Origin of the sequence: Desulfosporosinus sp. I2 (assembly GCF_000960765.1) — a bacterium.
Lineage (GTDB): Bacteria > Bacillota > Desulfitobacteriia > Desulfitobacteriales > Desulfitobacteriaceae > Desulfosporosinus.
In genome coordinates, this window is record NZ_JYNH01000005.1 from 22,729 (window position 1) to 45,099 (window position 22,371).

General features: G+C 41.4%; 22 protein-coding genes and 1 pseudogene. 2 read left to right on the forward strand and 21 right to left on the reverse strand.

The genetic code is table 11. The features are described 5' to 3' along the window. Nucleotides 1-54: 54 nt before the first annotated feature. The 11 genes from UF75_RS02440 to UF75_RS02490 form a co-directional block, all read right to left on the reverse strand. Nucleotides 55-981 (reverse strand): ATP-binding protein, encoded by a 927-nt coding sequence (locus UF75_RS02440; protein WP_045573010.1) that lies wholly within the window; start codon nucleotides 979-981, stop codon nucleotides 55-57. Beyond that, nucleotides 959-1,816 carry an ATP-binding protein gene (locus UF75_RS02445; RefSeq protein WP_045573011.1) on the reverse strand — a complete coding sequence of 286 codons (858 nt, stop codon included), beginning with the start codon at nucleotides 1,814-1,816 and terminating at the stop codon, nucleotides 959-961. Before UF75_RS02445 ends, UF75_RS02440 begins: the two co-directional genes overlap by 23 nt. Nucleotide 1,817: 1 nt before the next feature. Beyond that, entirely contained in the window at nucleotides 1,818-2,186 is a 369-nt protein-coding gene (locus UF75_RS02450) for a NifB/NifX family molybdenum-iron cluster-binding protein (RefSeq protein WP_045573012.1), read from the reverse strand. Further along, a complete protein-coding gene (locus UF75_RS02455) occupies nucleotides 2,183-2,575 on the reverse strand; it encodes an iron-sulfur cluster assembly scaffold protein (protein ID WP_045573013.1) in 393 nt (130 codons plus the stop codon). The genes UF75_RS02450 and UF75_RS02455 overlap by 4 nt, the downstream gene beginning before the upstream one ends. Before the next feature lie 2 nt (nucleotides 2,576-2,577). After that, nucleotides 2,578-2,958 carry a DUF134 domain-containing protein gene (locus UF75_RS02460; RefSeq protein ID WP_045573014.1) on the reverse strand — a complete coding sequence of 127 codons (381 nt, stop codon included), beginning with the start codon at nucleotides 2,956-2,958 and terminating at the stop codon, nucleotides 2,578-2,580. A 375-nt stretch (nucleotides 2,959-3,333) separates the two neighbouring features. Further along, nucleotides 3,334-3,837: an acetolactate synthase small subunit gene (gene ilvN, locus UF75_RS02465; protein WP_045573015.1), complete on the reverse strand. Its 504-nt coding sequence runs from the start codon at nucleotides 3,835-3,837 to the stop codon at nucleotides 3,334-3,336. After that, nucleotides 3,834-5,531, reverse strand: a complete 1,698-nt coding sequence (gene ilvB, locus UF75_RS02470; protein ID WP_045573016.1) for a biosynthetic-type acetolactate synthase large subunit — start codon at nucleotides 5,529-5,531, stop codon at nucleotides 3,834-3,836. The genes ilvN and ilvB overlap by 4 nt, the downstream gene beginning before the upstream one ends. 151 nt (nucleotides 5,532-5,682) lie before the next feature. Next, the gene (locus UF75_RS02475) at nucleotides 5,683-6,408 is read right to left on the reverse strand and encodes an MFS transporter (protein WP_052692962.1); all 726 of its coding nucleotides are present in this window, start codon (nucleotides 6,406-6,408) and stop codon (nucleotides 5,683-5,685) included. Nucleotides 6,409-6,554: 146 nt separating this feature from the next. Then, a complete protein-coding gene (locus UF75_RS02480) occupies nucleotides 6,555-7,181 on the reverse strand; it encodes an HD domain-containing protein (protein WP_045573017.1) in 627 nt (208 codons plus the stop codon). An 84-nt stretch (nucleotides 7,182-7,265) separates the two neighbouring features. Beyond that, nucleotides 7,266-10,664, reverse strand: coding sequence for an EAL domain-containing protein (locus UF75_RS26765; RefSeq protein ID WP_082074977.1), 3,399 nt, complete (start codon nucleotides 10,662-10,664; stop codon nucleotides 7,266-7,268). A 278-nt stretch (nucleotides 10,665-10,942) separates the two neighbouring features. Beyond that, nucleotides 10,943-11,518, reverse strand: a complete 576-nt coding sequence (locus UF75_RS02490; RefSeq protein WP_045573018.1) for a DUF4352 domain-containing protein — start codon at nucleotides 11,516-11,518, stop codon at nucleotides 10,943-10,945. Nucleotides 11,519-11,949: 431 nt separating this feature from the next. On the opposite strand from UF75_RS02490, the gene UF75_RS02495 reads away from it, so the two are divergent. Continuing rightward, nucleotides 11,950-13,146 carry an MFS transporter gene (locus UF75_RS02495; RefSeq protein ID WP_045573019.1) on the forward strand — a complete coding sequence of 399 codons (1,197 nt, stop codon included), beginning with the start codon at nucleotides 11,950-11,952 and terminating at the stop codon, nucleotides 13,144-13,146. On the opposite strand, the gene UF75_RS02500 is transcribed toward UF75_RS02495, so the two are convergent. The 5 genes from UF75_RS02500 to UF75_RS02520 form a co-directional block, all read right to left on the reverse strand. Next, nucleotides 13,124-14,209 (reverse strand): diguanylate cyclase, encoded by a 1,086-nt coding sequence (locus UF75_RS02500; RefSeq protein WP_045573020.1) that lies wholly within the window; start codon nucleotides 14,207-14,209, stop codon nucleotides 13,124-13,126. The two genes, UF75_RS02495 and UF75_RS02500, sit on opposite strands and share 23 nt — an antisense overlap. A gap of 150 nt (nucleotides 14,210-14,359) precedes the next feature. Further along, entirely contained in the window at nucleotides 14,360-14,914 is a 555-nt protein-coding gene (locus UF75_RS02505) for a hypothetical protein (protein ID WP_045573021.1), read from the reverse strand. Between the two features lie 74 nt (nucleotides 14,915-14,988). Next, nucleotides 14,989-15,318: a hypothetical protein gene (locus UF75_RS02510; RefSeq protein ID WP_045573022.1), complete on the reverse strand. Its 330-nt coding sequence runs from the start codon at nucleotides 15,316-15,318 to the stop codon at nucleotides 14,989-14,991. A 48-nt stretch (nucleotides 15,319-15,366) separates the two neighbouring features. Beyond that, nucleotides 15,367-16,635 carry an MBL fold metallo-hydrolase gene (locus UF75_RS02515; RefSeq protein WP_045573023.1) on the reverse strand — a complete coding sequence of 423 codons (1,269 nt, stop codon included), beginning with the start codon at nucleotides 16,633-16,635 and terminating at the stop codon, nucleotides 15,367-15,369. A 14-nt stretch (nucleotides 16,636-16,649) separates the two neighbouring features. Continuing rightward, nucleotides 16,650-16,853 carry a DUF3006 domain-containing protein gene (locus tag UF75_RS02520; protein ID WP_045573024.1) on the reverse strand — a complete coding sequence of 68 codons (204 nt, stop codon included), beginning with the start codon at nucleotides 16,851-16,853 and terminating at the stop codon, nucleotides 16,650-16,652. 247 nt (nucleotides 16,854-17,100) lie between these two features. Between UF75_RS02520 and UF75_RS02525 the strand changes: the two genes are divergently transcribed. Continuing rightward, the gene (locus UF75_RS02525) at nucleotides 17,101-17,286 is read left to right on the forward strand and encodes a ferredoxin (protein WP_045573025.1); all 186 of its coding nucleotides are present in this window, start codon (nucleotides 17,101-17,103) and stop codon (nucleotides 17,284-17,286) included. On the opposite strand, the gene UF75_RS02530 is transcribed toward UF75_RS02525, so the two are convergent. The 5 genes and pseudogenes from UF75_RS02530 to UF75_RS02550 form a co-directional block, all read right to left on the reverse strand. Beyond that, nucleotides 17,273-18,322 (reverse strand): aminotransferase class I/II-fold pyridoxal phosphate-dependent enzyme, encoded by a 1,050-nt coding sequence (locus tag UF75_RS02530; protein ID WP_045573026.1) that lies wholly within the window; start codon nucleotides 18,320-18,322, stop codon nucleotides 17,273-17,275. The genes UF75_RS02525 and UF75_RS02530 overlap by 14 nt on opposite strands. 66 nt (nucleotides 18,323-18,388) lie before the next feature. Next, nucleotides 18,389-18,775: an 8-oxo-dGTP diphosphatase MutT gene (gene mutT / locus UF75_RS02535; RefSeq protein WP_045573072.1), complete on the reverse strand. Its 387-nt coding sequence runs from the start codon at nucleotides 18,773-18,775 to the stop codon at nucleotides 18,389-18,391. Nucleotides 18,776-18,865: 90 nt separating this feature from the next. After that, nucleotides 18,866-19,923 (reverse strand): annotated as a pseudogene (locus tag UF75_RS02540) (HD domain-containing phosphohydrolase). Between the two features lie 221 nt (nucleotides 19,924-20,144). Next, the gene (locus UF75_RS02545; RefSeq protein ID WP_045573027.1) at nucleotides 20,145-21,560 is read right to left on the reverse strand and encodes a Na+/H+ antiporter NhaC family protein; all 1,416 of its coding nucleotides are present in this window, start codon (nucleotides 21,558-21,560) and stop codon (nucleotides 20,145-20,147) included. A gap of 99 nt (nucleotides 21,561-21,659) precedes the next feature. Then, nucleotides 21,660-22,277: a DUF3786 domain-containing protein gene (locus tag UF75_RS02550; RefSeq protein WP_045573028.1), complete on the reverse strand. Its 618-nt coding sequence runs from the start codon at nucleotides 22,275-22,277 to the stop codon at nucleotides 21,660-21,662. Between the last annotated feature and the right edge of the window lie 94 nt (nucleotides 22,278-22,371).

Genomic DNA, 22,371 nt, shown 5'->3' on the forward strand with positions numbered 1-22,371 from the left:
CACAATAACCAAAATGCTCTGTAACCATTCCATTCTTACTCGCAACTGCAATTTTCATTTGATTCTCTCCTTTATAATTATATAATCATTTGAGTTTCCATCGATTGAAACTTTCTCCCTGGTTCGACTCAGAATTTTGATAGTCTTATCAAAAACACCTATTATGGCACGTCCTGCTGCGCAATCCAACTCAACTATACTTTGACCCTTATTGATTGCTTCTACAACAGTCGGGTCATAGGGTATTCTTCCAACATAAGTCAGATTGTAGTTCTTACAAAAGGACTTAATTTTTTCTGTATTTTCAAGGTTAGTATCATATTTATTTATACAAATGGCGATTCTCGTTTGGAAGTTTTCTGCAGTTTTAATGATGCGTTCCATATCACTGATACCTGATATAGAAGGTTCAGTAACGATCAAAACCATATCGACCCCACTAAGTGATGCGATCACCGGACATCCTATCCCCGGCGATCCGTCTATGATTGCCAGCTCAGCATCTTTAGCTGCTGATTTCGTCTGCTTTTTCACCTCAGTGACCAGCATACCAGAGGTACCGCTCCCCATTCTTAGCTCCGCCGTAGAAAACACCGTTTCATTAACATAAAGCATTAATTCTCCTGCTATGCTAGGTCTTAGAGCTACGGCCCCTACCGGACAAACTGCTTCACAAACACCACAGCCTTCACAGGCAAAGCTATCAACCTTATAGACAGCACCCGCATGTATGGCCTCGAACCGGCAATTTTGCCTGCATTGGTCACATTGAACGCATAATTCTTGACTAATTTCAGCCTTTGGCGATCCAAAATAGTCTGATCGTTTGGCTTCCGCTGATTGACTCATGATCAAATGCAAATTAGGTGCATCCACATCACAATCTGCATAAGCATTAGCCTCTGATAGCTTAATAAAAGCACTGGCAATCGTTGTTTTTCCCGTACCGCCCTTGCCACTAAGGATTAATAACTGTTTCATGCTCCACCTCCTTAGTGACAATATTAAGCAGGGACATGAACTTATCCCGATACTTTTTAGTCTCTCTAACTGAAATCAGCGCCTTGGAATTCAGTTCTCCAAGCGTCTTGTCAAAAGGGATTCTACCCAAAATTTTAATACCCTTTTCTAGACAAAATTCTTCAGCAGGGTTTTCCCCCTCCAGACACTTGTTAAGCACGGCACCATGTGGTTTGTCAAACAGCTTTACCAGTTCGTAGACCATGTTAAGATTATGTACCCCAAACAAGGTGGGCTCCGCTACCAAGATACAATAGTCCGCATCCTTGATGCTTTCCATGACAATACAGGCGCTCCCAGGTGGACAATCAATAAAAGTGAATACTTTCCTTGCCGAGGTGTCCTTCAAGAGTTTCTTTATTATGGGGATTCCAGACGCTTCACCAATATTTAAGATCCCTGTAATAACAGTAACATTTTCTGAAACACCTTTTTGAATTTCCCCGACAATTTTTTCTTTCTCTGACAAGGCTCTCTCAGGACAAAGCAGTATGCAGCCGCCGCAGGAATGACAAACCTCAGTAAAAACGATCAGCTTGTGGTTGATATAGGCTAAGGCATTGAATTTACAAAAATCAACGCATTTACGGCAGCCATTACAAAGTGCTTCATCTACAAAAGGAATCTTGATCGAGATTCTTCCTGATTGAACCTCCTCCGGCTTGAAAAAGAGATGCCCGTTTGGTTCTTCAACGTCACAGTCAATATAGGTTGATTCCTTGGCTGACGCAGCTAAATTAACAGCTATTAGTGTTTTCCCTGTGCCGCCCTTGCCGCTTAGCACAGCTATCTTCATACTATTTGCCTCCGTGACCATGAAATCCGGCATGGATATCTTCCAGTAAAGAAAGCTTTCCTTCATTTAAAGCGTCAATATTATCCTTAATCGAATCATTGAACGTCTTGTATAATTTTATATTAGCCGCTTTAATGACTTCAGCAGCATTCTCGCCACATCTTGGGGTAAGCAGGGCACTGACCTTGTTGTCGACAATGGTCTGTGCAGCCTTGATCCCCGCACCACCTTGGCTGGCTACCGCACTATTATCAAGAAAAATGCTTTCCTTTGATTCTGTATCGTAAATTAAATAATAAGGGGTACGACCAAAGGACTGACAAACACTGGTTTCCATTGATTTACCATCAACTGGAATTGCAATTTTCATACCGGATCCTCCTTAATACTTGTTTTAATGTTTGAATAATAATTATCGATCGCCTTACGCAAGGCACTCACTCCAAGGTTAGAGCAATGTACTTTTGTTTCGGGGAGCCCATCGAGAGCTTTGATAACATCTTCTTCTGTAATATTTAAGGCCTCTTCCAAGCTTTTCCCCTTAGCTAAAACAGACGTTATACTGGATGTGGCAATCGATGCACAACAACCAAACACAAGATAACTGATCTCTTGGATATAATTATCTTGGACCTTTAAAAATAGAATAACTGCATCTCCACATGAAGGATCCCCAAAGGTTCCCTGAGCATTGGCATCTGGCATACTATAGGCGTTTTGGGGACACATAAAGTGTTCAATCACTTTTTGAGAATACATTATTATTCACCTCTGTTATCCTCTTTCGTAAACTCGCTACCGCATCGATGTCTACGGCATCCGCCACAACCACAGGTTTTTTCCTGTCCGTCACAAAGCTTATAATCACCGCCCTCAATTCTGAGAACTTTCCCCTTGACTAGAGACTCAGCAAGCTTTCTTCTCGCATCATTATAAATACGCTGAACGGTTGTGCGTGCAATATGCATTTGGTCAGCACACTCTTCCTGCGTAAACCCTTCTAAGTCAATGAGCCGTATCGTTTCATACTCATCAATGCTCATAGTAACAAAATGCTCTTGATTAATCTCAGCATTTAGTGGCCCAAATCGGTTGCTTTCTGGCAAGCAACACACTTTTCTCCATTTTCTTGGTCTTGGCATATTACGTTCACCTCAATTTTTATTAACAAAAGTAACAGGGGTGCCCCACTTGCCACTTATGCTGCTTATTTTGCTTATTTTGCTTATTTTGCTTAGATAAGCTTTAAATTACTTACTTATCATATCAAGCCTGCTTTCAAGCTGCTTTGGTCTTGTAGCAATTCTTTAATTCCTCCTTCTGGTTATCGACATATGCCCTTAAAAGTTATTATACTTTGTTTTGAACATATGTCAATAATTATTTCAGTCTTAAAATTTACCACCTAGTTACTCGCCATGCGTGGCGTACATGAAAAAAGAGCGGGATTGCCCCGCTCAACCTTTGATGTTTCACTAAGGAGAGCTACCTATTCTCTCTCAAATACTTCTCATCAATCAGATACCTTGATCCTTTGCCGGAACAGGCCCTCGAGAAAGAGCAATCTTACCAGTTCGTACAATTTCAATAATTCCATGGTCATCTTCTAGTACTTGACATAAGGCATCAATCTTGGTTTCATCACCGGAAAGCTCAATCACCATGGTCTCCTTGTTAACATCGACAATACTTGCCCGAAAGATTTCAACAATATTGATAATGTCTGAACGTGTCGCAGCACTTGCTTTGACCTTAATCAAAGCTAATTCCCGCTGAATTGATTCTACCGCCGTAAGGTCACTAATTTTAATGACATCTATTAATTTTGATAACTGATTGACAACCTGTTCCTGTTCGATTTCGTCCCCCTCTACCACAATCGTGATCCTGGTGGTATCGGGTTCCTCTGTATACCCTGCGGCAATACTTTCAATATTAAAGGCCCGTCGGCTAATTAGTCCGGAAATATGAGTTAAAACCCCGGGTTTATTTTCTACTAAAACGGCAAGTGTATGCTTCATCCCTCTTTACCCCCTATAATCATCTGATCTAAGCGAGCACCAGATGGAACCATGGGCAGTACGTCTAACACTTCTGGAATCCGAATATCAACAACCACCGGACCAGAAATAGACAACGCTTCTTTCAAGACCCTGTCCAGTTCGTCCGGTTTATGGATCCTTAAACCCTTGACACCCATAGCCTCAGCTAATTTCACAAAATCAGTCGTCGACCTCTTGAGACTAGTATGTGAATAGCGCCCACCGTAAAACATCCTCTGCCACTGGGCGACCATTCCCAAACACTGATTGTTAAAGACTAGGACTTTAACCGGCAAATCATACTCTGCAGCCACTGCCAGCTCCTGGCAATTCATCATCATCCCACCATCACCGATAAAGAGAATCACCGGTCTATCTGGCAAACCACATTGCGCTCCTATGGCAGCGGGAAGACCATAACCCATCGTCCCTAAACCACCTGATGTAAGCAAGGACCGTGAATTTTTAAAACCAAAGTACTGCGCAACCCACATCTGATGTTGTCCGACATCGGTCACAATCACTGCATCCCCCTGTGTCAACTGACTGACTTTCTCGACCACAGCTTGGGGCATGACCAAATCACCCTGCTCATAGCTTAAAGGCTTCTCATCTTGCCATATGCGACATTTCTCCACCCAAGATTGAACGTGCTCTTTCAACTCATCAGAAACAAGCTTAATCCGTTGGGATAGGGCAGGTATAGACCATTTCATATCTCCGACAACGCGTAAATGTGCTAAAACATTTTTGTTAATTTCAGCTGGATCGATATCAAAGTGAATAATTTTAGCGTTTGCGGCAAACTCGTCCAGCAAGCCTGTGACTCTATCATCAAAACGTACTCCGATTCCTAATAGCACATCACATTCCGTTGTCGCCATATTCGCGGCATAAGTTCCATGCATTCCAACCATGCCTAGGAACTGAGGATGATCAAAAGGAATACAACCCAAACCCATCAACGAAGAAATTACTGGGAACCCAGTCTGTTCAATCATATTCTTTAATTCCTCTGAGGAATCAGAGAGATTAACACCGCCCCCTATGAAGATAAGAGGTTGCTTAGCGAATCTCAATTCCTCAAAGACCTTAGCAATCGTTTCCAAATTCCCTTCATAGACAGGACGATATCCACGTAGCTTTACCTCTGTGGGATATTCATAATCAAACGAAGCAGCAAAGACATCTTTAGCGACATCCACGACCACAGGACCAGGCCTTCCTGTTCGCGCAATATAAAAAGCTTCTTTTAAAACCCCAGGTAAATCCTCAACCTTCTTGACCAAATAGTTGTGTTTCGTAATCGGGGTCGTGATACCACGAATATCTGCCTCCTGAAACGAATCCCTACCGATTAATGGCACAGAAACTTGACCCGTAATCGCCACCAAAGGAATCGAATCCATGTAAGCGGTCGCAATTCCGGTCACTAGGTTAGTGGCTCCAGGGCCGGAAGTAGCAATAACCACCCCGACCTTTCCAGTCGCCCTGGCATAACCATCGGCAGCATGGACTGCCCCTTGCTCATGCTTCGTTAGAATATGATTAAAGTCTGCTTGGTACAGAGCATCATAAAGTGTTAAGACTGCCCCACCAGGATAGCCAAACACAACGTCGACCTTTTCATTGTTCAGAGACTCTATAATTGCCTCTGCTCCAGTCATTTTCAAGATAATGTTCCTCACTTTCTTATTCAAATAAACAGCGGATAGCCTATTTCGAAGTTATTACCCCTGCCGAATGTTGGATGTTAAGCTGTCCGGGCAGCAGATAAGATATCCCACTTGCGATCAGCAGAATAACGGTGGTCAAAAAGGCCCATCACAATCTGCCAAAAGGCTTTAGTCTGGAATGCGTCCCTCCAGGTGATTTCCAATTGTGATACCGACCCATTAACTTTATACTTACTGCTACTTCGCTTCTTTCCCCATCGGCCCCCGCAGGTACCTCATCTCGAAACACAAACAGAGCACAGGGAATCACGACACAAATAAACAACCCTGCAAATAGCAACAGCGTTTTCTGCCAGCTCAAAGAATTAATAAGTATCGTCTCAAGTGGGGTCATAATCGCAATTCCAGCCATTGATCCTGTGGATAAATTGAAAAGCGCTTTACCCCTCTGCCGAACAAACCAGCTGCTAACAATCGGTGTCAAGGCGACTGGACTTAAAAAAGAAAGTCCTAGTGAAAGCAGAATACCAAATGACAGTAAAAAGGGTATCAGCCCTTTAGCCGTGATTGCCCAGACTAGAGCTACACAGACCATAATCACGCCTGCTATCAATACAAATCGAGTGTTGTAGCGTTTCAAAAGAAACCCAGCTAGAGGCATCCCCAACCCATAAATAAGTGCGCTAATCGCCATAATCAGAGATAATTCTGTTCGAGTCATCCCTAAGTCCGCCATGACTGGTTTGACAAAGGGACCCACCCCCAGCCGAAATCCAACGGTAAGCAAGGTTATTAACGAAGCAGCAATGACTATATACCAGCCATAATACCAACGTTCTTTACTTTCTTTAACTTTTATCCTCTTCTTTCCCACCCTAAGCTACTGCAATTACATATTATTGTAGTTCAAATAGTCATTTATTTCAACGAGCTTCTGTCTTTAACGCTAAATTCCCAAAAAGAAAAAGCTTACTTTTTACAGTAAGCATTGTCTTTTGGTCATCATAATTTTCCCTATTCCTAATGCGAACAAGAAAGTAGAGAATTACATTTTTCTAAAAAAATCCTGATACTTTTCTCCTCCTCCCGTTTTTTATCAAGAGTCATGTCTCCTCTTCCCAATCTGTCACATAAGCCAAGTAAGGCTATCTCATCTATGGAGACCTCAGAGACCATTCTTCGGATATCTGCAAAAGGCAAACCCTTTGTAACAAAAAGTATCTGCATATGCCACCTTACCATTTTGGAAACTTGATTTATAAATTCATCTTCACTGGTTAATTCCTTAAGAAATTTGAAGGAAAGCCGCTCTCCCCATTTATCATGGTCATATGAGGTTATTTTCCCCTTTGTTAACTTGGTTGTGGATGCTTTACCTAAATCATGAAGCAAAGCAGACCACATAAACACCTTAGGATTCTTACTAAGATGTCTCCTTTCCCCTGCATTATCTAGCACTAACATTGTGTGGTTCCAAACACTACCTTCCGGGTGATATTTTGGAGATTGGGGTATTTTCATTAAATCACCCAGTAACGTGTAAGGGTATTTTTCGTTAAATATTCCCGTTTTGGCTAATTCATTAAAGTAGCTTGACGGTTTATGGTCGCTCATCAAATGAGCATCGAACTCTTTATATGTTTGCATGTAATTTGCTCCAATGAAAAAAATATCTAATTCTAGGTTTACCCAACCTCATTAATTCAATGCATTTCCAGAGTAACCTCTTTACTAAAGAAGGATATCACTAATTACCCTACAATTCTTCGAAAAAAATAAGGGAATTTCTTCTTCGGGAGCCGGTTTAGCAAAAAAGAAACCTTGTGCTTTATCACACCCTTTGGTCCGAAGAAAATCCAACTGAGACTTAGTTTCTACTCCTTCTGCTATGACCTTCAGACCAAGATTTTGAGCCAGCTGAATAATGGTCAAAACTATAGCCTGTCTATTTAAACTCTCATTTATCTCAGAGATAAATGAGCGATCGATTTTTAACGTATTCAATGAAAAACGGCTTAAATAGCTAAGGGATGAAAAACCAGTACCGAAATCATCAATAGCAAGATAAATCCCCATATTCTTAAGTTTCTTGAGAATGTCCACACTTACCCTTACATTTTCCATGCTGAGGCTCTCGGTGATCTCCAGTTCCAACCACTGGGGATCCAAATTTGTTTCTTGGAGAATCCTTGCAATCTGTTGAACAAGATCTTTTTGCCGAAATTGACGAGCCGAAAGGTTGACTGATATTCGCACAGGAGGGTAACCCAAGTCCTGCCACAGTTTATTTTGGGCACATGCAGTTCTCAAGACCCATTCTCCTAAGGGCAGGATTAAACCGCTATCTTCGGCAATCGAAATAAACTTCCCAGGAGGAAGAAAGCCACGTTCTGGATGTTGCCAGCGTACAAGTGCTTCCATCCCGCATAACTGACCATCGCTCAGACAATACTGTGGCTGGTAATAAAGGATAAACTCTTTCCGTTCCAGAGCCTGACGCATCTCATTTTGAAAGGCAAGTTGCTCCGCCATACGTTCATTCAAAGCGCGGGTATAGAAGTTATAGTGGTTGCGTCCCTCTGTTTTAACCTGATACATGGCCATATCAGCATGTTGGATAAGAATCTCAGAATCTTCTCCATCTACCGGGTAGAGAGCTATCCCTATGCTTGCTGTGAGGTAAACTACCTGCTTAAAAAGTGTAAAAGGAGGTGCCAGAACATCTAAAAGTTTTTGAGCAACACGGGCTGCTTGTTGTTCAGAAGGCAATTTAGGTAGCAGGATAAGAAATTCATCCCCCCCTTGTCTGGCGACTGTGTCTTCCTGACGCAAAACCGCTTTAAAACGTTCTCCGACCTGACAAAGTAAACTATCCCCTGCAGCATGCCCGAGTGTATCATTCACCAGTTTAAAGCCATCCAGGTCGACAAAGAAGACTGCCACTTGCCCTTGTTGGCGGCGTGCCTGAAGGATGGCTTGCAGAATACGCTCTTTTAATAATTGGCGATTTGGTAAGTCAGTTAGTGCATCATGATGGGCCTGATGTGACAATCGACGAAGCAGTTCCCGTTTTTCAGTAACATCGCGAAAGACAAGGACCGCACCGATCATCTGCCCATCCCGATCGCGGATAGGAGCCGCTGAGTCATCAATGTAAAATAGCTGTCGTCCACCCCGATGCCGAAGTACTGCATGATTGGACAATTCAACCACGCGACTTTCCCTGAGACATTGCCAAACTGGTTGAGCCATAGGTTGTGCAGTGCTTTCATGAAAAATGTCAAACACGCTCTCGACCGCTAATCCCTGAGCTTCATCATTCGTCCAACCCGTCATCATTTCAGCCACGGGATTGAGATAAGTGACCTTGCCATGGACATCGGTCGTAAGCACAGCATCCGCGATCGAGGCTAAGGTCACCTGAGCACGTTCTTTCTCCTGCCAGAGTGTCTTTTCGTGTAAAATACGTTGGCTAACATCATCATATAGAACGACTACATTGCCTGTAGCCACCTTATATATAACCCCTTCACTCCAACCGGTAGCGCGTTGATTATTATAATAAATGGCAGGAAATTTAGCCCTCTCTCCTGTGCGGAAAACTTGATGCATGAGCTTAAATAGCCCTAATTCTTTGACCAGTGGAAAAACTTTAATAATCAAAGATCCAATCGCTTCTTTGCGAGATATTTTTTCAACACGTTCAGCTGCCCCGTTAATATCCGTACAGATAAAGTCCTGCCCATCATCGGTTAATTTAAACACTACGACAGCGCTGTTCATGGTTTCAAACATATCTCGAAATTGTTCTTCACTGATACGCAAGGCCCTTTGGTTCGTCACACGTTCGCTGATATCCTGCTTCACAGCAATAAAATGTGTGATCTCTTGAACTTCTGATTTCACTGGGGTGATCGTCATTTCTTCACTGTAATGTGTTCCGTCTGCACGGCGGTTAATCAGCTCTCCCTGCCAGATTTGACCGGCCAAAATGGTTTTCCACATCCGTTCGTAGAAGGCTTGATCCTGATATCCAGAACGGAGAAAGCGCGGAGTTTGCCCCAACACTTTCTTCAGTTCATAGCCCGTCAGCTTGGTAAAGGCTGGATTGGCCCAAAGTATTTTTCCTGTGCCATCCATAATGACAATAGCATGGGTAACAGCAATGAGGGCCGTGTTCTGAAGGCGGAGTTTTCGTCGTACTTCATCCGTCCAGAGTGCCAAATCAAGTTGATCCGCAAAGGCTTGCATTCGCTCTATACTTGGGATATCAAAGTACTCTTCTTTCCGAGAATACAAAATGAGAGCTCCCAAAACCCGGCTATTTGAAGAAATCGGAAAAATGGCCACTGATCGCAATGAGCGCTTTTTATAGATCCAATTCCAAGCTTTATTATAGGGATTATCCTTCAAGTTGTATATTTGGGGTAGGTCGCTACGAATCGCTTTACCGAAACCTCCCTCTCCTTGCAGGGTTTCATCCCAACGCATTTGGAAAGATGTGACCTCGACCCTCGTCAAACCGCATTGAGCCACGATACGAGCCGAGCCGTCATCCTCTTTCAGTGCCACATACGCGACTGGATAGCCTAGGGTTTGAACCAATTCGTTGCAGAGGTATTTGAAGATGTCCGAAAGAGGTTGTTCAGTCAGGACCCGTTGCGTAATTCCATAGAGAATACTTTCCCGAAGTTCCGTGTATTTTAGCTGCCGGATTCTCGCTAAGCTTTCCTCCAATTCCTCCTGCAGTTGAACCGATTCGCTGATATCCGAGAGTGCCACAGCACACCCGTCAAAGGTCCCATTTTCAGCAAAAGGGTAAGCAACAACCAAAGCAAAAAATGCACTTCCATCCGGCCGATAAATCTTTTTTCCTTCCACACGAACTACCGTTTGGGTTGTCTGTGCACGATCAAAAAAACACATATCATCATCTTGTATCTTAGAGGGATCGTGTAAATCTTTATGAGTTCGTTTCCCTAGAGTTTCTGACATATTCCACCCTAAAAGCTTCTCTGCCTCTGGATTCAGATATTGCACTACCCCATTTCGGTCAAAAAGCAACAGACCTTCCGCTAGATCATACGCTAGCGCCTGTATTTTAACCTCATTTATCGCAAACTTATCCACACCCTACACTCCCCTGGAGAAACTATCTCATTTCCTAGTGTTCATTCCACCACTCATGATGCTAAAGATGAATAATTAAAAACATACTTCTACATATCTCCTAAATATTCCTTTATCAGTGAAGAGATGCTGACGTTATTTCTATTGATCCGACAATAACAAAAGCAATCAGGATTAACCTGATCGCTTTCGCTGCCTCCACTCATTCTTAATTATTGAATTTTTTCATCTTAGTTAACGAGTCCACTAAAAAATAGTCTCTCTTATCACTGACTCAATTATTGTATGGGGATTTCAACGGTTGCAATTTCAGTTCTTAAACTTAAAGGATCAGGAATTATTGCTAATTTATATGTCTGAGCACCTTTCATCACCTCATACCCTAATTCGCCCGTCATCTTTCCTCCTGCTGGAATTGTCCCGTCTATCGCATCTTTAACTGAAAGAAAAGCCCCCATACTAAAGTCTTGCCTTCTGCCCTCCTGATCTTTCAGGTTAAAGCCGATCATACTTCTAATCTCAGCATCAGCCCTTCCTTGATTTTCTACAGTAAGACCCACAAGAAGAAATGTTTTACCATCTCTAGGTGGTTTGATTCTATCTGCATCCCCGTCGGAAGTCCTTATACTGTTTATCGTGTATTGAAGATTTCCCATCTTAAACGCTTCTCCAACAACGTAAGTCTCGTGCTGATTTATTATTGAAGTCTGCGTCGTTTTAGCTACTAGAGCGCAACCCCCTAATAAGACGAGCATCATACCCATCGAAACTAGGAGAACAAGTAAACCATATTGGTTCTTAATGCAGTACCACCGTTGTCTTTCTGCCCCATTTATTTCTACTAGTTTAGACATGTCTTAACCTCCTCATCTCCTTTTAGGTCGCCTCCAAACACAAAACCAACGTAATACCTTGTTATTTGAAGATTAGCACAAAGGCAAACGTTCTGTCTATAGCGTCCTCATATAGTATCATCAATATACAATATGGTAAGTTTAGGGGATATTAAGCGATTATGTCGTAATTTGGAGTATTTTGCATTTATTTAATGGATTACTTATATTAGCTAGACTTATAGTTCCTATAGGAATTTATTATGATAATAAAATCAAATAATAAAAATGTGTCCTTAAACCACTTCAAAATGATAAACTTCAGTATTATGAAGATTGAGGCTATAATATAATAAAACTCCAGTGAGCTCATTCAACTAAAGTTGAACATCGAATAATTTTGGGACTGATACAACGACGCAGGTCATATGTATATCTTGAGGAGGGTTAAAATGCACAAAGCTAGTCCCGAACTTGAAGGCCAGATATGGAATAAGACCTTCTTTTTAATTTTGACAGTATCTTTTTTAATGTTTTTATCAATGTACATGCTCCTGCCAACGCTTCCCTTATATGCCCAAACCCTAGGAGGTAATGAAACCGTTGCCGGCACAATTGTTGGCTTGTTTACTCTCTCGGCTGTTTTGGTACGTCCTTGGTTTGGAAACTTACTTGATAAAAAGGGAAGAAAAGCAATACTCATCATCGGGGTTGGTATTTTCCTTATTTCAGCACTTGCTTACAACCTGGCCTTCTCAATTATTACCTTACTCTCGCTAAGAGTCGTTCACGGTATTGGATGGGGTGCATCTACTACGGCTACTGGAACTATGGCTTCAGACGTGATACCCGCTGACAGAAGGGCTGAAGGAATGGGCTATTACGGAATAGCAGCCACCATCGCCATGTCCGTTGGGCCAGCATTGGGTCTATTCCTAGTGAAGTACAGCAGTTACTTTGTCTTGTTTACAGGCGCAGCAATTTTAGCCACCCTCGGATTGGTTGGCTCTTTTTTTATCAATTATGAAACACCCATTAAGCATCAGCCAGATGAAAAAGCCAAACTTGCAAAAGGTGTGATTTTGGAAAAATCCGCAATTCCTCCGGCTCTGGTTTTGTTTTTTATCACCTTAACATACGGTGGAATAGTAAGTTTTTTACCTTCCTACGCAGATTTCCGAGGAGTTAAAAACATAGGGATATTTTTTACGGTTTATGCCTTGGTATTGTTGGTTAGCCGTCCGAGCATCGGAAAACTGGCGGACAAATATGGTGCCCGGAAATTCCTGGTGCCTGGAATAGTACTGATTGCTGCAGCCCTACTTTTACTGGCTTGGGCATCTTCCTTGCCCGTATTTCTGCTCGTTGCTGTCGTTTACGGCCTTGGTTTTGGAACAGTACAGCCAATTTTAAACGCCCTAGTAATATCCTTATCGCCGCCCGAACGTAGAGGGTCAGCTAACGCAACCTTTGCCGTTGCCATGGACCTAGGCATTGGACTAGGAGCCGTTACTCTTGGCTTTATTGCACAAAAAATGGGCTACGTATATATGTACGGCGGCTCGGCTATCTTTGCTCTGTTAGCACTTGTAATATACTATGCCATACTTCGCAAAAAACTACCCATTAAAGCGCAGGTACTTCCATAAACACTCTATTTCTACCTGCCTGTTTAGCCTCATATAATGCCCAATCTGCCTGCTCTACTATTTTATTGATATCCTGAACAGTATCTGGATAGATTGCAACTCCAATGGACACCGTGATAGTTATGATTTGTCCATTAATTAAATAAAATTTATGCTCTTGTACGCCTGAACGGATCCTCTCTGCCACCTCCAATACTTTATCTCTTGGGCAATCAGTCATTAAAACTGAAAATTCATCCCCACCATTTCGAGACAATATATCGGAATAACTACATGAGCTTAATAAGATTTTACCTAAATCCTCAAGAACTTTGTCCCCATTCTGATGTCCATAATTGTCATTAATTTTCTTGAAGAAGTCAATATCAATAAACAGTAATGTTATGATACTACGATCCGTTAATTGGTTCATTATTTTATTAAGCTCACTATCAAACTGCCTGACATTATTAAGTCCTGTACGATGATCTCTTATAGAATCAGCTTGGTATTTCCTATAAAGAAATCTTGATAAGTCAAGATGTCTAATGAAAAGATAAAGTAGGGTTGACGCTACGGCTGTCCCAATCCCGTAGGTGGTGATTGTTTCAAGTAATATCCATTGGTTTTCGATCAAAACCACATATGACAAACTAAGTATTATTGCAACATAGATACTCATCAATACCCAGGTTTTCAATTTACTTGCAGTGTATTTAGCTATTAGTCCACAACCTATACCCGTCAAAATGACTGTAATGGCTGTTATAACAGATGAATAGTTTAAACCAACATAAACCAACTGGAAAACCCCAATGATTAAACCTGTCATAAATGCAGCAACAAAACCACAGTATGTTGCAGATAGCATAATTGCTATATTTTGGAAGTCTAAAATTACACCCGACATGACTTGGACTCTGTTGACCATCAAAAGTATCCCTAATACACCTGCCATTGAACTAAAAAATAGTCTTAATTTCAAAGGCGAAGAGGGAGTAATTTCTTCATTTATGAGAATTTGATTCCCAATGCTAATAACCGCAATAATCGTAGTAACGTTATAAAATAGGTCTTTTAACATTGTAAAAAAACCCCCAAATAATGTCTTTGGAAAGTAATTCGCTTTTCTCTCATTAATTCCTTTATTTAATGGAATAATAAAAAAATACTATGGCAAATAATTTCTCCCAGCAATATAAGTACCGAGCTTATATTAAGGGTCCAGCTTCAGCTAGTCTATGATTTTCACTTTTTCAATGGCTTTGCCAAAATACTCTTTCATTATTTTCCTCTGAGTGTTAATGAGCGCTATATATACTCCATTTTTGACACTTTCCTCTGAGGGCTCAGCAAACTTAGACGTAAAGTACAAACAAGCATAAGGGGTGAATCCTTTTTCCGCTAAATCCTTTTCAGATAGGCCCGTCAAATAACTCCTGAGATGATCTAGCTCTAAACTGAAGCCCTCTGAAAGCCTCTGTGCTTCATCATGGTCAACGACAATATCCTGATACGACAACGCCAATGCTTCGATGAAGGTCTTATCTAGATTATTCCTCAAAGCCTTAAGTTGTCCTTTGTTTTTATGATCTACTAACATTGCATAGAGGATCAAAAGCCTTAAAGAAGATAGGCTGCCAATGAAATCTTCAAACTCTTTTGGTGATAATAAAGAATCGGGGTCAATCGCTAAATAATCATCATAAGTGTAGGACGGAACTTTTAAAACCTCATCAGCAATCATTTTTATGAATAAGCTTAAACTGATCTTCTTTTTAAAAAACATACTTACACTCCTTATCTTTAGTAGAGGACAAAATCCATTTTTCTGTACTTTTGAGGTACTAGTCCATCATGATTTTATTCCATGCGATCTATCATTGTTCTAAGATCATCTATTCTTTCCGTTAATTTAAACCCAAGTTTTTTATAGATAGAGAAAAACACAAAGATATAAGCTACAACGCAAAATAAAAGCACTAAATTACTGTACCATGGCCGCGCGGTCAAAACAAAACCATATTTTATTGCAAAATAAATATTAATGTAATTACTAACTAGTGCTAATCCGGCTAAAAAAACTAATACTGTTACAGCTCCTTTTACGTACTCAATCCATAGTTGTCTTTTAGCCAATTTCTTATTTATCTTAGGTTGTCCAACTTTTTCTTGGTGATTAGATAACTCCATTCCTGCCATCTCCCCTTATTTGTACTATTAGATCCCTGCAATAGTTTCTTATTTTTGGGATACCAACTGCCCCTGCTCATTATAAAGTGATCCCAAATCACCTTGATTATTCCAAATATTCAATACTGTCCAAACTAAGACATTGGTTCCTGCTTCAGCCTGTGCATTCTTTCCGCTGACAACCTTTAGAGTCTCACCCGCTGACAAGGTTAAACCCGAAGGGAAAGTATAGGTCTGATTGCCTTGTTCACTAACTAGTTTCCATCCAGTTAGGTCGATCACTTTCTCACTACTATTCTTTATGGTAACAATTTCGTTTCTTAAATCTATGCTTGATATCATCACCGAACCTGAAGATATATTTGGAGCGTTCTGTACAGGTTGAGCGATTGAGGATGAGGATGAGGATGAGGATGAGGATGAGGACGAGGACGAGGAACCGGATGCCGTGAATGTTAGTGTATCTCCATCCGTAGTGGCAACGACCGTTCCATCCTGATCCGTCCGATAGACTTGCACTTTAGCATTGGCTAATTTACTTAACGTAACTTGTGTAGGATGCCCATAATCATTATTAAGTCCTACAGAAATCACAGCGTACTTTGGAGAAACAGCTTTTAGAAATGCATTTGTTGTTGAACTCGTGCTCCCATGGTGTCCAACTTTTAACACTGTGGCCTGTAAATCCAGCCCATGTTTCAGCATTTCTGCTTCCGAAATATCTTCGGCATCCCCTGTTAATAGAAAAGAAACCTTACCAGAGGTGATCTTTAAGACAGCACTGTAGTTATTGAGATCTTCATATTGATCACTATTAGGTGCTAGGAATATTCCCGATATTCCCGGAACATCCAACTTAACTTCAGCCTTAACTCTTATTACTTTAGCACCACTGGCTTTAACTGCTGTCAAAAAATCCTCAAACGTTTTTGTATTAGATGGACCATTGGTCATATAAACCTGTTTTGGTGGAAAACTGTGAATCACGGTATCTAGCCCACCAATATGGTCTTCATGAGGGTGAGTGGCGACAACGGCAGAAAGCTCCTTGACTCCTTGGGATTTAAGATAACTTACTACCCCGGGTCCATCATCCGTATTTCCACCATCGACAAGAATTGTCTGACCGTTAGGAGCAATCACTAAAATACTATCCGCCTGGCCAACATTAATAAAATGAACTTGTAAAAGGCTGCTTTTATCCGTTTGGTTGGACGCTATGCTAGGAGTTATCGGTTTTGCTGTACTGCAGCCAGCAAGAAGCAATAAAGACATGATAATCAGCGGTAGGATAAACCGCCTGTTATGAAATAGCAATGAAGTACTCCTCCCTACTCATCGAACAGGTTATCTAACATGCGTTTAGATATTTCTGCACGTTCCTTTGTCGCATCAAAGTCAATACCCACCTGAATGCTTATTACATCCCCTTCTTTAATACCTTGCGGCAAAACCCATCGGGGTAAATTAAACGTGCGACGATAATCCGTTTCGATGATCGCCCATTCTCCTTCAAAGCGCTCAATAATAAACAAATTCTAATCCCCTTTACATGAGATTACTAAACACGGGGGAAACTGTGGAAACGCGGGGACAGGTACACTGTTTCATGAGGAAACAGTGTACCTGTCCCCGCGTTTCCCCCTGTCCCCGCGTTTCCCCCTACCCCATGTTTCCCTGTCCCCATGTTTCCACTGTTTCCTTTTTTGGCATTGACTACGAACAAGTTTCCACGTATTCTAGCAATAATTAACCGATTGTACTAGAAAGGAGCCTGACACTATGTATGCTATCGTAAATTCAGATTGTATTGGTTGCGGTGCCTGCGAAGAGATTTGTCCACAGGTTTTCAGGATGAATAGCTACGAGATTGCTGAAGCTTATCTCAATCCCATTCCACAAGCTTCTGAAGAATCCACTAGAGAAGCGGCAAAAAATTGCCCGGTCGCAGCCATTATTTTAGAATGACATTATCACCCTCAAGGGCCTTTTCCATGTCCTCAATAAAGGCTAATATCGCTTCCTCTTTCGTCGCCCAAGAGGTGACAAGGCGGATCGCAGAGTTTTCAGCATCAACCTTTGACCAAACAAAAAATGCGTAATCCTTCTGTAGATCTGTAATCAATCGATTGGGTAGTATAGGAAATAGTTGGTTTGATGGCGAGTTTACTAAGAACCTAAAGCCTGCTCTGCTAATTTCCGCCCTGAGTATGTCTGCCATTTTATTGGCATGCTTGGCCAGATCAATATAAAGGTTATCTCTAAAAAGCTCAAGAAATTGTATTCCTAAGAGTCTTCCTTTAGCGAGGAGTGCCCCTTTTTGCTTCATATGAAATCGGAAATCTTCCTTAAGCGATTGGCGACAAATCACTAACGCTTCCCCAATAAGTGCTCCATTTTTGGTTCCTCCAATATAGAAAGCATCCACAAGTCTTCCTAAATCAGAGAGTTCCAGGTTACTCTCTTCTGAACACAAAGCTGAACCTAACCTAGCTCCATCCATGAACAGAAAAAGATTGTTTTCCTTGCAGAACCTACTTAGCTGTTCCAGTTCGTACTTATTATAAATTGTGCCGATTTCCGTCGGATTTGAAATATAGACCAACTTGGGCTTCACCATGTGTTCGTCAGTATGTAAATCAAGTGCCGCCTTGATGTGGGAATCGTTAAGTTTCCCATCCTCTACTTCTATGGATATAATTTTATGCCCAGTGGCCTCTATTGCTCCGGTTTCATGTACCAAAATATGACCCGTATTGGCGGCAATGACAGCTTCATGAGGCCTTAAAAATGCCGAAATAGCGGTAAGATTTGTTTGCGTACCCCCTGAGAGCAGATGAATATCGAGGTCGTTTCTCCCCATTCTTTCCTTTAACAGATCAACTGCTTTCCTCGTATAACAATCCTCTCCATACCCTTCATCCTGCTTAAAGTTTGATTCAATCAAGGCCTCCAATATTCTTGGATGCGCTCCCTCACTGTAGTCGTTCTTAAAACTGTACATTTTTAGGACTCCCTTTTGTTTTATCCAATTTTCAACCCCTCCCTACTATAAGAGGAGGGGCTTCGTTTAACTCATAATTGTCTTTAGCTTTTCCACAAGTGGTATATCTGCAGGGGCATAGTCATATAAGTCTAACTCATGACGATTAACCCATTCAATGCGACTGTGAACGTTCAATGTCAAGTCACCGGAAAGCCACTTACACCAGAAAGACATTAGCTTAATTGTACCACTATTATATGTATAGATGCTTTCAGCGAAGAAATCTAAAACTTCAATATCTACGTTTAATTCTTCTTTAATTTCTCGTTTTAAACATTCTTGAGGAGTCTCTCCAGACTCAATTTTACCCCCCGGGAACTCCCATTTGGTAGCTAAATTTTGGTCTAGCGCCCGTTGGGCTATGAGTATTGCTTTATCTCTTAAGATAATGGCGGCAGTTACTTCTGTCATGTTTTTCAAACCCTTTAGCTTCAATTTCCTGAAACCCTTCTACGATTCCTATCCTCATTTTCTCCAGTCGCTGTGACACTCACTTCTAAACTATTCAATAATATATTCGACAAAAAGGGTTCGTTCATTCACGAGATTATGTTCGAGAACCCGCACTTGCTTGAGATTTATCTTACCTTCAAAAACACGAACGATTGGGCGAGTTGGTAACCCTTTGTTTTGTCCGACAATAACACCCGTCTCACCATTATTAAGCTTAACAGTATATCCGGTTGGATAGGCAGCAATATACTGTAAAAATATCCGAATTAGCTCCTGGCGGAAACGCACCCCAGCGTTTGCCATCATAATTTCACAGGCTACATGGGGTAATACTCTTGGAATGCCAGGAGAACCATGGATCAAACAATCATAGAAATCAGCAACCGCAACAATCTCAGCCTGAGGGTGAATAGCCGTGCCTTTTATCTGTCGTGGATAACCTTTGCCATTTGTCCATTCATGATGTTGATAAGCCATATGGGCAATAAAAATACTAGAGTCTTTCTTTTTACGGAGTAGATCATAGCCCTGTGTTGTGTGAGTTTGGTATAACTCCCTTTCTTCCTGTGTTAAGGGGCCTCGCTTATTAACAATTTCTTTCGGCAAATTGACAATTCCTACATCATGGAGCAGGCACCTAACGCAAGTTCATTGAGCTTATCAACAGGTAAGCCAAGCCCTTTGCCAAGCACGCTAGCTAATACGCAGACGTTTACAGAATGAGCATATAATCGATTATCTATATTACGAATATCCATGAGGCTAATCATTATTTCCTTTTGAAAGAGAATATCCTGCACGATATTTCTTATTGATCCTTGTAGATCTGATTCGTTATCCTTTCCTATTTGAATAGCTTTACAAGATTTTTCAATGGTAGCCATAGCCTCGTAACGGTGTTGATCCGATATAACATCCTCAATGATAATATCACTGGTCAAATCATCATCAATATATATACCATGGACACCTAAATCCCGCAAGCGATTAATAAATGGTACGGTCAGAGCCACGCCCTTACCGAGTAATATCTTACCGTTTGAGGTGTAAATCTCCTTTGCTAAGACATCACCTTCATTAAGGCGCCCAACACTTACTTCTCGCACTTTGTTTCCTCCAATAGAAATCAGTTTAATTTCCCAAACCCTTACTACAAATTATAATAGTATTTCGGCATAAAAGTGTTATTTCCTTTAACTTCTTACAAATGAATGCTAACTTGTCTAATATTTATGGAATGCAATGAAGTACAATAACAATAGTTTATAAGATTGAAGAAAACAGACCCTTTCTTTTTCACTTCGAAAGGGTCTGTTGAAGAATTTGCTTAAAAATAGGAAGCAATCCCAAATAAAATGACGCTAATGCCTGCAGCGATCAGTGACGGCTTCAACTTGAAATGGGCATATCCCATCAAGGGAACCTCAAGAATTGAACACAATGCTACAGAATTATCACTTAAAGGGGAAGCAAAAGCCCCAAACGTACCGCCGGCAAAGATAGCCCCAATAACCAGAACAATATTGGACCCAGCCTGATAGGCAAGTGTAACCCCAAGGGGCATTAACAACCCCCAAGTCCCCCAGGATGATCCAATAAAGTAAGAAAGGACGCATCCTAATAAAAAAACTACAGGGGCTATCAAAGCGGGCGGAATCCAGCCATTCAAATGGGTTGCAATATAACTGGAAAAACCCAAATCCTCAGACACTGCTGACAAAGCCCAAACCAAGGTCAACATGAGGATAACGGGAACTAATTCGTTACCCCCGTTTACGAAATGAGTCACTAATTTGGCGATGCTGTAGCGCTGGATGAGATAAAAAAAGATGGATACGATCAATGTAATAAACAACGCCTCGAGCATGACACTCAGTGGATCTGCTTTCACAAACGCGTCAATAAACCCACTCGCCTGCGTGTGCCCATCCCACCAACTCAAAAAAAGAGTCATCGACAGTACAATACTAAGGGGCAATAAGAGGTTCCAAGGCTTACTAGGGGTATCCTTTTCATAAGCCTGCAGACATTTTTTAAGCTCTTCTTCTTCTTTCTGAGCATCAGGGTCTTTCTCATCATGCCCCTCTGAAACGTTGTCTAAGTCTTTGAAGAAACTATAGTAAACTCCCATAGCAATAATGACAAGAGAAAAGAAATTAAAGGGGATACTCCTAATATAAATAGTGTAAGGTCGATCATTGATACCAACATTCTGCAGGGCTGTCCCGATCAAGGACACCATATAACCGACGAAGGCTGTCGCAATAGGTACGAGCACAACGACAGGATTTGAGGTAACATCAATGGCAAACCCTATCTTCTGAGATGAAATAGGTAATCTCTTTTTTAAAATCTTCATAATGGGTGCAATAGTTACAATCCTAAAGTTAGGATTATTAAAGGTTCCTAATGTTGAAACCCAAATGAGCAACATAGCAGCTCGTTTGGTTTTTACTCTACGCCCCACAAGGTCAACAAAGCCTTTAATTCCCCCCGTCATCTTCGTTAAGCTAATAAGTCCTGCAAACACATAGAGGAACGTGATCATACGGATATTGTTGGGTTTAGCTAGGTTGACCGTAATATAGGAGATCAATGTTTTAATTCCGCCAAAAAGATCCGGCTGTATAAGGTAACACCCTAAGATTAAACCCGCAAATAATCCCGGTTGAACTTGTTTGGATAGTATTGCAATAGGAATAACCACGAGAAAGGGTAAGAGAGAAACCCAAGAACTGTCCATATAGACCCTCCATCAGACTTAGCTTGCCCTGAAAGGTCAGAATAATGCGTTCAAAAATGATCATACCCAAACAGGCAGAGACTATCCTAGCTTTGGGTACTATGTAGTTGCCCCCCGCATTAATTTTCTCGCCAAATACATACCCAGGCCAATAACGCTCTCAATGTGCAACAGGTTTTCAATGGAGGGCTCGAATAGAATGGTGGCATTGGCTCGAACATCTTCATCTCCTTCCCAAACAATCACACACAAGGGGATTTCAGGAAAGGCCTGGAAAATGGCGGACGCATCACCAAAAGATGCAGGTTGCCCCCCCAAGGTAGCTGCACATGTTAATAGTTGTTTAGATTGCAGTCCAAACGTCTTGATGAGACCAATAATCGAATTTTTATGAAACGCTGGATAGAACAACATGCCACCGTTCGGTATTTCTTTAAGGCTAACCCATTTTTTAACAGTTTTCCGAGGTGGTCTTGCATAGGCCAAGTAATTAAGTATTATGATCGATGCCATAATTTCTGGTACGTGTCCGTCAACTTTCCTGCAGATTGTTTCGGTATTACAATCCAGAATATACTCGGAATTAAAGAACGTAACGACAAATTGACGGGTATCACTATAATAAGTAACCGCCAGCTGTGTTGCGATTTCTTCAGGCACCTTCTTCTTTAAATCCTGCCAGTATTTATCATAAGCAACTCGATAATTAGTTTCCATTTTCAGACACCTCCACCTCAATCTAGCCTGTGAGTAGCTTTTTCAGCCTCACATCGACCTCTGAAAGCGAATACCACCCACCTCATTTCTACGA

Coding starts and splice junctions, on each gene's coding strand:
- UF75_RS02440 (WP_045573010.1), bottom strand. CDS start 981: ATGAAACAGTTATTAATCCTTAGTGGCAAGGGCGGTACGGGAAAAACA.
- UF75_RS02445 (WP_045573011.1), bottom strand. CDS start 1,816: ATGAAGATAGCTGTGCTAAGCGGCAAGGGCGGCACAGGGAAAACACTA.
- UF75_RS02450 (WP_045573012.1), bottom strand. CDS start 2,186: ATGAAAATTGCAATTCCAGTTGATGGTAAATCAATGGAAACCAGTGTT.
- UF75_RS02455 (WP_045573013.1), bottom strand. CDS start 2,575: ATGTATTCTCAAAAAGTGATTGAACACTTTATGTGTCCCCAAAACGCC.
- UF75_RS02460 (WP_045573014.1), bottom strand. CDS start 2,958: ATGCCAAGACCAAGAAAATGGAGAAAAGTGTGTTGCTTGCCAGAAAGC.
- ilvN (WP_045573015.1), bottom strand. CDS start 3,837: ATGAAGCATACACTTGCCGTTTTAGTAGAAAATAAACCCGGGGTTTTA.
- UF75_RS02480 (WP_045573017.1), bottom strand. CDS start 7,181: ATGCAAACATATAAAGAGTTCGATGCTCATTTGATGAGCGACCATAAA.
- UF75_RS02490 (WP_045573018.1), bottom strand. CDS start 11,518: ATGTCTAAACTAGTAGAAATAAATGGGGCAGAAAGACAACGGTGGTAC.
- UF75_RS02495 (WP_045573019.1), top strand. CDS start 11,950: ATGCACAAAGCTAGTCCCGAACTTGAAGGCCAGATATGGAATAAGACC.
- UF75_RS02500 (WP_045573020.1), bottom strand. CDS start 14,209: ATGTTAAAAGACCTATTTTATAACGTTACTACGATTATTGCGGTTATT.
- UF75_RS02505 (WP_045573021.1), bottom strand. CDS start 14,914: ATGTTTTTTAAAAAGAAGATCAGTTTAAGCTTATTCATAAAAATGATT.
- UF75_RS02510 (WP_045573022.1), bottom strand. CDS start 15,318: ATGGAGTTATCTAATCACCAAGAAAAAGTTGGACAACCTAAGATAAAT.
- UF75_RS02525 (WP_045573025.1), top strand. CDS start 17,101: ATGTATGCTATCGTAAATTCAGATTGTATTGGTTGCGGTGCCTGCGAA.
- UF75_RS02530 (WP_045573026.1), bottom strand. CDS start 18,322: ATGTACAGTTTTAAGAACGACTACAGTGAGGGAGCGCATCCAAGAATA.
- mutT (WP_045573072.1), bottom strand. CDS start 18,775: ATGACAGAAGTAACTGCCGCCATTATCTTAAGAGATAAAGCAATACTC.
- UF75_RS02545 (WP_045573027.1), bottom strand. CDS start 21,560: ATGGACAGTTCTTGGGTTTCTCTCTTACCCTTTCTCGTGGTTATTCCT.
- UF75_RS02550 (WP_045573028.1), bottom strand. CDS start 22,277: ATGGAAACTAATTATCGAGTTGCTTATGATAAATACTGGCAGGATTTA.